The organism is Microbacterium aurugineum, assembly GCF_023101205.1.
In the GTDB taxonomy this organism is placed as follows: domain Bacteria; phylum Actinomycetota; class Actinomycetes; order Actinomycetales; family Microbacteriaceae; genus Microbacterium; species Microbacterium aurugineum.
Map to the genome: position 1 here is coordinate 989,157 of NZ_CP078078.1, position 12,964 is coordinate 1,002,120.

Genomic DNA, 12,964 nt, shown 5'->3' on the forward strand with positions numbered 1-12,964 from the left:
CCGGGCGTTCAGTCTGTCGGACGCAGCAGGCGGTCGAGGAGCGCGAGCGCTTCGTGCTGTGGGGCGGACTCGTCCAGCAACCACTGCGTCTGCAGGCCGTCGGACGCGGCGACGACGAGTGCGGCGACGGCGTCCGCGTCGACATCCGCGCGAATCCGCCCTTCCGCCTGCTGCTGTCGGACGGTCTCAGCGAGCCGTGTGCGGAGCCGCGCGAAACGCCCCGTGGCGAACGTGCGAGCAGCGGGGTGTCCTTCTTCGAGCGCCGAGGCGACGAGCGTCGAGTACAGCTGCACGAGTCCCGGGATGGCGCGGTTGATGCGCGCCGACTCGATCATCATCTCGACCGGTGTCGCGTCTTCCGGCGGGGAGCCGGCTTGCCGACCCGGCGCGTTGCTCTCTTCGTAGACCGCGACGAGGAGCTCCTCCAGCGACCCGAAATAGTGCGTGAGGGCGGCGTGCGTGACCCCGACTTCACGGGCTATGGCGCGCAGGCTCGTGCGGTCGGCGCCGCGTTCGGCGAAGACCTCGATGGCGCGATCGAGAATCTCCTGTCGTCGAGCGATCCCCTTGGCGTAGGCGCCGCGCGGGCGGGGAGGCGCAGAGCGCTCGGGCGTATCGGCGGCCATGAGAGGAGTCTAGCGAACCAAAACTTCCGAGTGGAGGTATTTGGTGATAGCGTGCCTGCCAGGGGTTGCGACCCCTCCGTCGCCGAAGACCGAAGGAGCACGACGATGACGATCCAGACCTCCCTCCAGCTGTTCACCATCAAGGACGAGCTGGAGGCCGACCTCGACGGTTCGCTCACGGCCGTCGCCGCTCGCGGCTTCGCCGCCGTCGAGCCGTACGACTTCGTCCGGCGTGCCGAGCCCCTCGCCGCGGCGCTCTCGGCCGCGGGCCTGACCGCGCCGTCGGGGCACGCGTTCCTCGCCTCGGAGTCGTTCGTGAATCCGGATGGCAGCGGCACCACGGTGCCGGTCCCGACTCCCGCCGAGGTCTTCGAGGCTGCGAAGGTGCTCGGCATGGGCACGGTCATCGATCCCTACACCGAGCCCGCGCGCTGGGAGTCGGTCGAGCAGATCGAGGAGACCGCACGGCTGCTGAACGTGGCCGCCGAGATCGGTGCAGGTGTCGGCGTCCGCGTCGGATACCACAACCACGCTCACGAGCTGGAGGCGGTCTTCGACGGCGTCACCGGGCTCGAGGTCCTCGCCGGACTCCTCGATGAGCGCGTGGTCCTCGAAGTCGACCTCTACTGGGTTGCGCGCGGTGGCGTCGACCCGGTCGCGCTGCTCGAGCGTCTGGGGGACCGGGTGATCGCGGTGCATGCGAAGGACGGCACCCTCGACCCGGCGCTCGCCAGTGCGTACCCGCCCGCCGACCAGGTGGCCGCGGGGGACGGCGCCGTGCCGCTGGTCGAGGCCATCGCTGCGGCCCCGGCGCTCGAGCTCGCCATCGTCGAGTTCGACCACTACGAGGGGGAGCTCTTCGACGCGATCGAGCGCAGCCGGGTCTACCTCGATGAGAAGGTCGCCGGCTGATGGCGGGCCCCGTGGGTGTCGGCATCATCGGTGCCGGCAACATCAGCGATCAGTACCTGTCGAACCTCACCATGTTCCCGGACGTCCGCGTCCTCGCGGTGGCGGATCTCCTCGAGGAGCGGGCGAAGGCGCAGGCCGAGAAGTACGGGGTCCCGCGCTTCGGTGGGGTCGACGTGGTGCTCGACGACCCCGACATCGACATCGTGGTCAATCTCACGATCCCCGCGTCGCACGTCGAGGTCTCCGAGGCGATCATCGCCGCGGGCAAGCACGTCTGGACCGAGAAGCCGATCGGGGTCAGCCGGGAGGAGTCCCGTCGGCTGCTCGAGAGGGCGCAGGCCGCGGGCCTTCGGGTCGGCGTGGCTCCGGACACCGTGCTCGGCCCGGGAGTGCAGACCGCGAAACGGGCGATCGCGCGCGGTGACATCGGGCGACCGTTGTTCGGCCAGACCACGTTCCAGTGGCAGGGGCCGGAGATCTTCCACCCGAATCCGGCGTTCCTCTATGCCAAGGGCGGCGGGCCCCTGCTCGACATGGGGCCGTACTACGTCTCGACGCTCGTGCATGTCTTCGGCTCGGTGGCCGCGGTCGCGGCTCTCGGGTTGCAGGGATCGCCGACGCGTCGCGTTCAGGTCGGCGAGCTCGCCGGTCAGGAGTTCCCGGTCGAGATCCCCTCGACGCTCAGCGTCCTGATGGACTTCGAGCAGGGCGGTCAGGCGCAGAGCCTGTACAGCACCGATTCGCCGCTGCTGCGACAGGGGATCGTCGAGATCACCGGCACCGAGGGCACGATCGTGATCCCCGATCCCAACACGTTCGGTGGCGCGATCACGATCACCCGACCGCTCACCCGCCTGTTCGTCCCCCCGGAGCCGGTCCAGCAAGAGGTCATCGACGTCGCGCAGGAAGGCGTGCTCTCCGGGCGCGGCCTCGGGCTGCTCGACATGGCGCGTTCGATCGCCGCCGGTCGCCCGCACGTCGCCACGGGGGAGTTCGGCTACCACGTGCTGGACACGCTCCTGTCGATCGAGGAGGCCGCGGCATCGCGCAGCTTCGTTTCCGTGGAGAGCTCCGCCGGTCAGGTCGGTGCGCTCGCCGCGGACTTCGATCCGTTCGAAGCCACGCTCTGACGGGCACCGCCCGTGGCGGCGACGGTGCGAGTCACCGCGCCTTCGCCGCCACGTAGCGGTCGACGCTCGCCGGCGAGAGGACTTCCCGAGCGACCATGATCGCGGCGCCCAACACAGCCGCGCGATCACCCGCCTGCGATTGCACGATGGCCAGATGCTGGGTCGCGAGGGGGATCGACCGACGATAGACGATCTCTCGGACGCCGGCGAGGAGATGCTCTCCAGCGCGTGCGATGCTGCCACCCAGCACGATGATCGACGGGTTCAGGAGGTTGACGACGGTGGCGAGGACTTCGCCCACATGACGGCCGGCCTGACGCGTCGCTTCGATCGCTGAGGTGTTCCCCGATCGCACGAGGGCGACGACATCCGCGGGGCTGTGGGCATCGAGTCCTTCCGCACGGAGGGCGATCGCCAGGGCGGACCCGCTGGCGAGCGCCTCGAGGTCGCGGTCGTCATCCGGCTCGCGGGTCGATCCGGCACCGCTCGGGACCTGGACGTGCCCCATGTCGCCCGCGGAACCCTGCGCGCCGCGCTGCAGCTGACCACCCGCGATGATGCCGGCACCGATACCGGTGGACACCTTCACGAAGATCAGATCGTCGACCTGTGGCCAGCTCGTCGCCTGCTCGCCGAGAGCGAGGATGTTCACATCGTTGTCGACCAGCACCGGCACGTCGAAAGTCCGCTGCACGTAGGCCGGAACGTCGAATCGGTCCCATCCGGGCATGATCGGCGGATTGGTCGGTCGACCGGTGGAGTGCTCCACCGGTCCGGGCACCCCGATGCCGACGCCGACCAGGGGGAGTCCCTCGTTGCTCGTGGCCCTGAGGAGTTCGCCGCCATCGGTGAGAATGGTGTCGAGCAACCTCTCGGGCCCGTCGCCGATGTCGATCGTGCGCGTGCGGGAGTCGAGGATGACCCCGGCCAGATCTGCCACGGCCACCGTGGCGTGCGTCGCGCCGAGGTCCACGGCCAGGACGAGACCGGCACGGGGGTTGAAGGCGACTCGGGCGGGCGGGCGTCCTCCGGTCGATGCCGCCTCGCCGGCGGGACGCAGGAGCCCGGCAGCGAGGAGCGCATCCACGCGCAGGGCGACCGTGGAGCGCGCGAGTCCGGTGAGCGCGGCGAGTTCGGCTTTGGTTCTGGCATGGCCGTCCCGAAGGATCTGGAAGATCTCGCCCGCACCGGAGGAGATCGCCGGAGCCGGCCTCAGAACGTCAACCATGGCGTCAGTAAACCACAGCACTTCGGCCTTTCGGCGATCGGCTTCTGATTTGGGTTCTACGACTTTTGACGATGGGGTAGCAAAAGTTGGAAGCTCTGTGTCAGAATCGGCGACATGACAACGGATGTCACTGACACCGGTCTCGGGACGATCCGAACCGGGATCCTGGGCGGAGGGTTCATGGCCCGCGTGCATCGCACCGCGGCCCGCGACGCCGGAGGAGAACTGCGCGCGGTCGCCACCCGATCCGCGGCCGGAGGGCGCGATGCGGCGAACGCCCTCGGCGCGGAGAGGGCGGAGAGCGATGCGGCCGGCGTGCTCGAGGCCACAGACATCGACGTCGTCCACATCTGCACCCCGAACGCCACACATGCCGACCTCGCGCTCCGGGCACTCCGCGCTGGGAAGCACGTCGTGTGCGAGAAGCCGCTCGCCACGACCGCGCAGGACGCCAGGATTCTCGCCGAGACCGCCCAGGCTCGGGGTCGAGTGGCCGCTGTGCCCTTCATCTACCGCTACCACCCGATGGTGCGCGAGGCGAGAGCGCGGATCGCCCGCGGTGACGCCGGTGACCTGCTCACCCTCGACTGCTCGTATCTTCAAGACTGGATGCTCCTGCCGAGCGACGACGACTGGCGGGTGCGCTCCGAGTCCGGGGGTGCGTCCCGAGCCTTCGCAGACATCGGCTCGCACCTGTGTGATCTCGTCGAGTTCGTGGCCGGCGAGCGGATCCGCACGCTGAGCGCCCGCACCCGACGCGTGTTCTCCGAGCGATCGGGGCAGACGGTCGACACCGAGGACATCGTCGCCCTTCTCGTCGAGACCGAGTCCGGTGCCCTGGGCACGCTCCTCATCTCGCAGATGGCGGCAGGCCGCAAGAACGCCCTCACCCTCGAACTCCACGGCTCGCAGCAGACCCTCCGCTTCGAGCAGGAACGACCCGAGGAGCTCTGGATCGGCATGCGTGAGGAATCCCGGTCGCTGTTGCGCGACCCCGCGTCATCCGTCGCCGACTCGGCGCGACTCCAGCGGGTCCCCGCCGGCCACGCGATGGGCTATCAGGACGCCTTCAACGGTTTCGTCGCCGACGTCTATGCGGCCATCGCCGGTGCACAGCCCGACGGACTCCCCACGTTCGCCGACGGATTCCGGTCGGCGGTGCTGACGGAAGCGGTGCTCGACTCGGCGGCGCAGGGCGGACGATGGGTGGAGGTGACGGCATGATCGCGACCACGACCGACCCCGTGCTGCGGGTGGAGGGTATCCGCAAGTCGTTCTACGGCGTCGAAGTGCTCAGCGGTATCGACTTCGATGTGCGGCCCGGAGAGGTGCACGGCCTCGTCGGGGAGAACGGCGCGGGGAAGTCGACCCTCATGAAGATCATCGCGGGGGTGCAGCCGGCCGACGGGGGGACGATCTCGTATCGCGGAGAAGAGGTGCACCACGCACACCCCCGACAGGCGATGGATGCCGGCATCGTGACGGTCTTCCAGGAGTTCACGCTCCTGCCCGAGCGCACCGTCGCGCAGAACGTCTATCTCGGGCGTGAGCCCCGCCGCGGCGGCTTCGTCGACCAGCGGGAGATGCACACGCGGACCGAGGCCTTGCTGACCGACCTGGGCGTCTCGTTCATCGAGCCGACCGCTCGCGTCGGTTCCCTCACCGTCGCCGAACAGCAGATCGTCGAGATCGTCAAGGCGCTCTCCTTCGACGCCCGGGTCATCTCGATGGATGAACCGACCGCCGCGCTGAGCGACCGCGAAGTCGAGCTGTTGTACGCGATCATCCGCCGGCTCACCTCCCGCGGGGTCGCCGTGATCTACGTGTCGCACCGGCTCAAGGAGATCTTCGATCTCTGCGACCGCATCACGATCCTCAAGGACGGTGCTCTCGTCTCGACCGACGACACCGCGGCACTCACGACCGATGAACTGGTCCGGCGCATGGTCGGGCGGTCGATCCAGTCGTACTTCCCCGATGCGCTCGAGGGAACGGTCGTGGGTCGGCCACGGCTCGAGTTGGACGGCTGCGGCAACGCCTACGTCGACGGGGTGTCGCTCACGCTGCGTGCCGGGGAGATCGTCGGCATCGCCGGTCTCCAGGGGTCCGGTCGCACCGAACTCGTGGAAGGGATCTTCGGCATCCAGGCGTTCACCCGGGGCTCGATGCGGATCGACGGGGAACCTGCACGCATCACCGGTGCGCGGGCTGCGGTCCGCGCCGGACTCGCCCTCGTGTCCGAGGATCGCAAGGCGCAGGGGCTCGCGCTCGGCCAATCGGTCCTCGACAACGCCCTTCTGGTCGTGCGCAGCGTCTTCGCGGGCCGGACGACGGCGTCCCGTCGCGAGGTGCCCGGTGTCCTCACCTCGCTCGAAGTCAGCTCTCGGGGCGTCGATCAGGAAGTGCGCTTCCTGTCGGGCGGCAACCAGCAGAAGGTCGTGCTGGCGAAGTGGCTGCTCACCCAACCGCAGATCGTCCTCTTCGACGAACCGACCCGCGGCATCGATGTGGGGGCGAAATACGCCGTGTACCAGCTCATGCGCGAACTCGCAGCGCAGGGGAAGGCCGTGCTGATGGTGTCGAGCGAACTGCCGGAGGTCATCGGGATGAGCGATCGGATCCTCGTGATGCACGACGGCGAGCTCGTCGCCGAACTCCCTGCGGGCTCTGCGGAGCACGAGATCCTCGGGGCGGCGACGGGTGCGAGTGATTCCGACAGCGCAGGGGACGGGGGTACGCGATGAAGCGTCTCCGGGTCGACTCGACCGTCATCGTCCTCGCCATCCTCCTGCTCGTGCTCATCATCGGTGCGATCCTCGTCGCGACGGTGGGGCGAAACTTCTTCAGTCCCGGCAACATCCGGGACATCCTGACCGGGATGAGCGTCCTCGGGCTCGTGGCCATCGGGCAGACGCTGGTCGTGATCGGTGCATCGCTCGATCTCTCCGTCACCTACGTGATCAGCCTGTCGAGCCTGCTGGCGGCCACGACGATGAACGGCAACCCGGGGAACATCCCTCTCGCTGTGGTCGTCACGCTCCTCGTGTGCGCCGGCATCGGGCTCGCGAACGGTCTCATCGTCACCGTCCTCAAGGTGAACGGCTTCATCGCCACTCTCGGCGTCGGTCTCATCCTGCAGGGCATCCTGAACACGAACTTCGAGGGCTCGGCAGGCGACGTCCCGTGGGCCTTCCAGCTCATCGGCGCCACCGGACTCGGCCCGATCCCGGTTTCGACGCTCATCATGATCGCGTTGGCCGTGGTGGTGTGGATCCTGCTCAATCGCACCCGCACCGGCGCCCACCTCTTCGCCGTCGGCGGCGACCCCGAGATCGCCCGACTTTCGGGAGTCCGCACGCGGATGCCGCTCATCTGGGCCCACGTCCTGTGCTCGGTCTTCGCGGGACTCGCGGGTCTGCTCCTCGCCAGCCGGCTCGGCGTCGGCAGCCCCACGGTGGGCCAGCAGGGTGGCTACGCGCTCCTCTCGATCGCGGCGGTCGTCCTCGGCGGCACGCTCCTGCTCGGCGGGCGCGGCTCGGTCTGGGGCACGATCGGCGGCGTCGCGATCCTGGCCGTCGTCGACAACGTGATGAGCGTGATGCAGGTCAATCCGTTCTTCAAGGATGTCGTCCGCGGCATCGTGATCGTGGCCGCCGTCGCCGTGTACAGCCGTCGTTCGATCATCCGACGGCGCCCGCGATTCGGCGCCGGTGGTACACGGACCGGCGGTGATGACGCCGCGAAGGCTGCGGACGCGGAGATGGCCGCGGCCGCATCGCAGCTCGTCGAGACCACTCCCGATGCCGGCTCCGCGTCGCAAGGAGGGCGCGCATGAACACGCTGCGCACACTCGTCAGCCCCCGTGGGGCGGTGTTCCTGCTGCTGGCGATCCTGCTCGTGGCGGTCACGATCCTCAACCCGAGCTTCGCCGAACCGGGACAGTTCATGCGGTTCCTCCAGCGGGTCGCACCGATCGCCATCGTCGCGATCGGCCAGTACTTCGTGATCATCGCCGGCGAGTTCGATCTGTCGCAGGGATCGCTCATCACGGCACAGGTCATCATCGCCGGGAATCTGGTCGGGCAGGACGACGCCCGCACGATTCCGGTGCTGCTGCTCATGATCGTGTTCGCCGTGGCCGTCGGGATCGTCAACGGGCTGATCACCACCCGGCTCAAGGTGCCTTCGTTCATCGTCACCCTCGGAATGATGCTCGCCCTCCTCGGCGGGGTCATGTGGTGGACGGGAGGCGCGGCCACGGGCAATCCCGCCGACAGCTTCCGGGAGATCGGTCGTGGCGGGATCCGCGACGTGCCGTTCCTCGATTTCATCCCGTGGGCGGTGCTGCTGCTGATCGTCTGGTTGGCGCTGGGCATCTGGATCACGAAGCGTCCGCTGGGAAAGACGCTCATCGCCGTCGGCGACAACGCGGTCGCGGTCGACTACGCCGGTGCGCGTCGGGCCTGGGCGACGACGCGTGCCTTCATCATCTCGTCGCTGTCGGCATCGCTGTCGGCGGTACTCCTCGTCGGCTACGCAGGTGTGCACCCGTCGGTCGGTCGCGGCTACGAATTCACGGCGATCACGGCGGTCGTGCTCGGCGGAGTGGTCCTCGGCGGCGGTCGCGGCTGGATCGTCGGTGCCGTCGCCGGAGCTTTCGCCCTCGAGGCCCTGTTCATGCTGCTCAACATCGCAGGGGTCCCGTCCACGCTCCGAGACGCTGTCCAGGGCGTCATCATCATCGCCGCCGTCGCCTACTCCGCCGTCGCGTTCCGTGCCCGCCGGCGACGAAGTCCGCAGTCTTCCGATGTCCCTCCCGCAGAACCCCTTTCCACCAGCACCATCCACACAGAAACCAGAGGAGATTAGCAATGCGACGATCAATGAAGATCGCCACCGCAGGGGTGGCTCTCTTCGGCCTCATCGCGCTCGCCGGGTGCACGACCGACCCGTCCGTGGCGCCGGCCGACTCGGAGAACCCTGATGCGGCAGCGGAGACGACGGAGTGGTTCGATCAGGAGCTCTTCGACAAGCAGGACGAGGAGCGCGGCGTCGATCCGCAGGGACCCGCCGACGAACCCTATCTGCAGTACATCAACGCCGAGATGGTCGACACATCCGAGTTCGCCGCCGAGGGGGCCAAGAAGGCCTGCTTCGCCAACGCGTCGATCTCGAATCCGTGGCGTCAGACCGGCTGGATCACGATGAACGAACAGCTGAAGGCGCTGCAGGCCGAAGGAGCGATCAGCGAGATGGAGACGCGCGACGCGCAGGACTCCGATGACACGCAGATCGCCGACATCGACTACTTCATCTCCGAGGGCAACTGCGACGTGTTCCTGATCTCGCCCAACAGCACGGCGGCCATGACCCCGGCCGTGGAGCGGGCGTGTGAGACGGGCAAGCCGGTCGTGGTCTTCGACCGCGGCGTCAACACCGACTGCCCTGTCACCTTCATCCACCCGATCGGCGGCTTCGCCTGGGGTATCGACACCGCCGAGTTCCTGATCGACAACCTCGAAGAGGGCGACAAGGTCGTGGCACTGCGCATCCTCCCGGGTGTGGACGTGCTCGAGCACCGCTGGGCTGGTGCGAAGAAGCTGTTCGACGAGGCGGGGATCGAGGCTGTGGACCACTTCACGGGCGCGGACCCGGCCGAGATCAAGAGCATCATCAGTGACGAGCTGGCCAAGGGAGACGTCGACGGCATCTGGATGGACGCCGGTGACGGAGCGGTCGCGGCCATCGAGGCGTTCGAAGATGCCGGTGCGGACTACCCCGTCATGACGGGTGAGGACGAGATGAGCTTCCTGCGCAAGTGGAAGGACACGGGTCTCACGGGCTTGGCCCCGGTGTACTCGAACTTCCAGTGGCGTACCCCGCTCCTCGCCGCGAAGATGATCTTCGCCGGTGAAGAGGTCCCGAAGGAGTGGGTGCTCCCGCAGAAGCCGATCACGGCGCCCGAGCTCGACGACTACCTCGAAGCCAACGAGGGCATGCCCGACGGCCACTACGCCAAGTTCGGCGGGGAGAACCTTCCCGGCTACCCCACCGTCTGGCAGGAACGGCAGATCCCGTAACCGATGTGCTCTCCCGCCCTTCCGCTCCGCACCCGCGGAATGGGAGGGTGGGAGAGCACGGTCATGAGCAAGAGGACAACGATGCCCCGCACGATCGCCGTCAACACCTGGGTGTGGACGTCTCCGCTGACGGATGCGACTCTCGAACCACTCGCCCGCAAAGCCGCGAACCTCGGCTATGACGCTCTGGAGCTGCCGCTCGAGAACGTCGGCGATTGGGACCCTGAGCGGACTCGCGATGTGCTCGACGCGTGGGGACTCGGTGCGATCGTGGTCGGCGCAATGGGGCCCGGTCGCTCGCTGGTCGCCCGCGTCGGCGATGTCGGGGCCACTCAGGACTATCTTCGTGCGTGTATCGCGGCGGCGACGACGGTCGGCGCCGACGTGGTGGCCGGACCGTTCTACGCGCCGACCGGAGTCGCCTGGCGGATGGACGCCGATGAGCGCCGCGCGGTGGTCGCCGAGGTGCGCGAGAACCTCGCGGTGGTCGCTGACGAGGCATCCGACAGGGGAGTGACGCTGGCCGTCGAACCTCTGAACCGCTACGAGACGAGTGTGCTCAACACGGTCGAGCAGAGCCTCGACGCGCTCAGCCCGCTCCTCGGCGCCGGTGTCGGTCTCGCGCTCGACACCTACCATCTCCACATCGAGGAGAAGCAGCCGGCCGATGCGATCCGCGCTGCGGGGTCGGCGATCGCGCACGTGCAGGTCTGCGGCACCGACCGCGGCGCCGTCGGTGACGACCACGCCGACTGGCCGGGCATTCTTCAGGCGCTCGACGACGCCGACTATCGCGGTCCGCTCGGACTGGAGAGCTTCACCGGCGAGAACGTCACGATCGCGGTCGCCGCCTCCGTCTGGCGGCCACTCGCCCCGAGCCAGGACGAACTCGCGTCCCGCAGTATCGCCGCGCTCCGAGCCTTCGGAGCCTGACCACCGAAACGCGACACGCCCGCAACGATACGAAGGAGTATCCATGACGAGCCACCCGGTCACCCTGTTCACCGGCCAATGGGCTGATCTGCCCTTCGAGGAGGTCGCGCGTCTCGCGGCGGGGTGGGGCTACGACGGTCTCGAAGTCGCTGCTTCCGGGGACCACCTCGATCTGCGCCGAGCCGACGAGGACGACGCCTACCTGGCCTCGCGCAAGGAGATCCTCGACCGCCACGGACTCGAGGTCTTCGCGATCTCGAATCATCTCGCCGGACAGGCGGTGTGCGATGCGCCGATCGACTTTCGTCACCAGGCGATCCTGCGCGATCACGTGTGGGGCGACGGTGATGCAGAGGGGGTGCGGCAACGCGCGGCCGAGGACATGAAGCGCGCGGCCCGCGTCGCACGCAAGCTCGGCGTCGATACGGTGGTCGGGTTCACCGGCTCATCGATCTGGCCCTACGTGGCGATGTTCCCGCCGGTGCCGGCCTCCGTGATCGAGAGCGGGTTCGAGGATTTCGCGCAACGGTGGAATCCGATCCTCGACGTCTTCGACGGTGAGGGCGTGCGGTTCGCGCACGAGGTGCACCCCGGGGAGATCGCCTACGACTACTGGTCGAGTGTGCGTGCTCTCGAGGCGATCGATCACCGTGAGGCGTTCGGATTCAACTGGGATCCGTCGCACATGATGTGGCAGAACGTCGATCCGGTCGGGTTCATCGTCGACTTCGCGGACCGCATCTACCACGTGGACTGCAAGGACACCCGGATGAGACCGCACAACGGTCGGGCCGGGGTGCTCGGCTCGCATCTCCCGTGGGGCGACCCGCGACGGGGATGGGACTTCGTCTCCACCGGGCACGGGGATGTGCCCTGGGAGGACGCCTTCCGTGCCCTCGACGCCATCGGTTACGGCGGTCCGATCTCGATCGAGTGGGAGGACGCCGGGATGGATCGTCTGCACGGAGCGGCCGAAGCACTCGGCTTCGTGCGCTCCCTGCTGTGGCCGCCTCCTGCGGCGTCTTTCGACGCGGCGTTTCGCAACCAGTGACGAACCCGGCGGAGCCCGTGCGCTGTCAGACGGCGGGCTCGCGGAGGCGGACCAGACGCTCGTGTCCGGTCTCCTCCAGCTCGGCGATGTCGTCGCGCGACTTCAGGAAGTCGGAGAAGGACCGGTAGCCGAGCGCCTTCTCGCTGAACGACGGGTCCATGCGGCGCATATGCGTCTTCACTGCGGAGCTGTGCAGCCATTCGTCGGCGTCCGCCTTGTCGTGACCGAGGCGGAGGGCGCGCTCGAGCAGTTGCGTCGCCTCGCCCTGCTCATCGATCTTCGTCGGAGCAGGGGCCGCCGCCTTGGACTTGGCCCGGCGCGGGGTCTTGGCCTTGGCCGTATCGGTGCTCGCCTCGGCGGTGTCGGCGGCATCGGCGGTGGCCTCGACCACGGCTTCTGCCTTCGCCGCGACAGGCGGGGGAGTGGTCTTGACGGGGCGCACGACTCCGGGCAGCGAGTCGTAGGACTCGAACTCGTCGCAGGCCGCCGCGAGCGACTTCGCGGTCGAGCCAGACACGCCGACCCCGATCACGTAGCGACCGAGCCGCTTGCAGCGCTGCGCGAGCGGCACGTAGTCGCTGTCACCCGCCACGATCACGACGTGCGTGAGGTCGGGCAGCCGGAACATGTCTTCGACCGCATCGACGGCGAGCCGGATGTCGGCGCCGTTCTTGGCGTAGGCGGCGGCAGGGAAGAGCTGTACGAGGTCGACCGCGCGGGCCACGAGCTGAGAGCGGTATTCGGCGTTCACCGGCGACGACCAGTCGGCGTATGCGCGCGTCAACACCAGGGTGCCGAAAGACGCGGCGTAGTCGATGATCGCCCCGACCTCGATCATCGCGCGGCCGAGACGGTCGACGACCTCCGGATCGTTCGGGTTCTCGGTGATGCGCTGCCGGTCCTTGCCGTAGGCGTTGCGCCCGTGCACGCGGTCGTACCAGGAGATGACGATGTTGTCGAAGTCGAGATAGACGGCGACGCGGGCATCGGTGGTCTCGGCCATG

Annotated in this window: 12 protein-coding genes; 9 read left to right on the forward strand and 3 right to left on the reverse strand. The window is 68.3% G+C overall.

The window, feature by feature from the left end; genetic code table 11:
- Nucleotides 1-8: 8 nt before the first annotated feature.
- The gene (locus KV397_RS04895; protein WP_131491540.1) at nt 9-626 is read right to left on the reverse strand and encodes a TetR/AcrR family transcriptional regulator; all 618 of its coding nucleotides are present in this window, start codon (nt 624-626) and stop codon (nt 9-11) included.
- Between the two features lie 105 nt (nt 627-731).
- Here KV397_RS04895 and KV397_RS04900 point away from each other — a divergent pair, with 105 nt between their 5' ends.
- Together KV397_RS04900 and KV397_RS04905 are read left to right on the forward strand one after the other, a co-directional pair.
- Nucleotides 732-1,538: a sugar phosphate isomerase/epimerase family protein gene (locus KV397_RS04900; protein ID WP_261812299.1), complete on the forward strand. Its 807-nt coding sequence runs from the start codon at nt 732-734 to the stop codon at nt 1,536-1,538.
- Nucleotides 1,538-2,668: a Gfo/Idh/MocA family protein gene (locus tag KV397_RS04905; RefSeq protein ID WP_153244534.1), complete on the forward strand. Its 1,131-nt coding sequence runs from the start codon at nt 1,538-1,540 to the stop codon at nt 2,666-2,668. Before KV397_RS04900 ends, KV397_RS04905 begins: the two co-directional genes overlap by 1 nt.
- 31 nt (nt 2,669-2,699) lie before the next feature.
- Here the strand turns inward: KV397_RS04905 and KV397_RS04910 are convergent, their stop codons facing one another.
- Nucleotides 2,700-3,896: an ROK family transcriptional regulator gene (locus KV397_RS04910; RefSeq protein WP_261812300.1), complete on the reverse strand. Its 1,197-nt coding sequence runs from the start codon at nt 3,894-3,896 to the stop codon at nt 2,700-2,702.
- A 114-nt stretch (nt 3,897-4,010) separates the two neighbouring features.
- Here KV397_RS04910 and KV397_RS04915 point away from each other — a divergent pair, with 114 nt between their 5' ends.
- The 7 genes from KV397_RS04915 to KV397_RS04945 all read left to right on the forward strand — a co-directional run bounded on the left by KV397_RS04915 (nt 4,011) and on the right by KV397_RS04945 (nt 11,960).
- A complete protein-coding gene (locus KV397_RS04915; RefSeq protein ID WP_153244532.1) occupies nt 4,011-5,120 on the forward strand; it encodes a Gfo/Idh/MocA family protein in 1,110 nt (369 codons plus the stop codon).
- Nucleotides 5,117-6,640, forward strand: coding sequence for a sugar ABC transporter ATP-binding protein (locus tag KV397_RS04920; RefSeq protein WP_153244531.1), 1,524 nt, complete (start codon nt 5,117-5,119; stop codon nt 6,638-6,640). The genes KV397_RS04915 and KV397_RS04920 overlap by 4 nt, the downstream gene beginning before the upstream one ends.
- On the forward strand, nt 6,637-7,731 hold the full coding sequence (locus tag KV397_RS04925) for an ABC transporter permease (RefSeq protein WP_261812301.1): 1,095 nt from the start codon (nt 6,637-6,639) through the stop codon (nt 7,729-7,731). Before KV397_RS04920 ends, KV397_RS04925 begins: the two co-directional genes overlap by 4 nt.
- Nucleotides 7,728-8,765 (forward strand): ABC transporter permease, encoded by a 1,038-nt coding sequence (locus tag KV397_RS04930; RefSeq protein ID WP_131491547.1) that lies wholly within the window; start codon nt 7,728-7,730, stop codon nt 8,763-8,765. Before KV397_RS04925 ends, KV397_RS04930 begins: the two co-directional genes overlap by 4 nt.
- A gap of 14 nt (nt 8,766-8,779) precedes the next feature.
- Nucleotides 8,780-9,976 (forward strand): substrate-binding domain-containing protein, encoded by a 1,197-nt coding sequence (locus tag KV397_RS04935; protein WP_407665275.1) that lies wholly within the window; start codon nt 8,780-8,782, stop codon nt 9,974-9,976.
- A gap of 81 nt (nt 9,977-10,057) precedes the next feature.
- Nucleotides 10,058-10,909, forward strand: a complete 852-nt coding sequence (locus KV397_RS04940; protein ID WP_261812656.1) for a sugar phosphate isomerase/epimerase family protein — start codon at nt 10,058-10,060, stop codon at nt 10,907-10,909.
- 43 nt (nt 10,910-10,952) lie between these two features.
- Complete coding sequence (locus tag KV397_RS04945; RefSeq protein ID WP_256534780.1) at nt 10,953-11,960, forward strand: sugar phosphate isomerase/epimerase family protein; 1,008 nt, start codon at nt 10,953-10,955, stop codon at nt 11,958-11,960.
- 25 nt (nt 11,961-11,985) lie between these two features.
- Here the strand turns inward: KV397_RS04945 and KV397_RS04950 are convergent, their stop codons facing one another.
- Nucleotides 11,986-12,963 carry an NYN domain-containing protein gene (locus tag KV397_RS04950; protein ID WP_131491551.1) on the reverse strand — a complete coding sequence of 326 codons (978 nt, stop codon included), beginning with the start codon at nt 12,961-12,963 and terminating at the stop codon, nt 11,986-11,988.
- Nucleotide 12,964 lies beyond the last annotated feature (1 nt).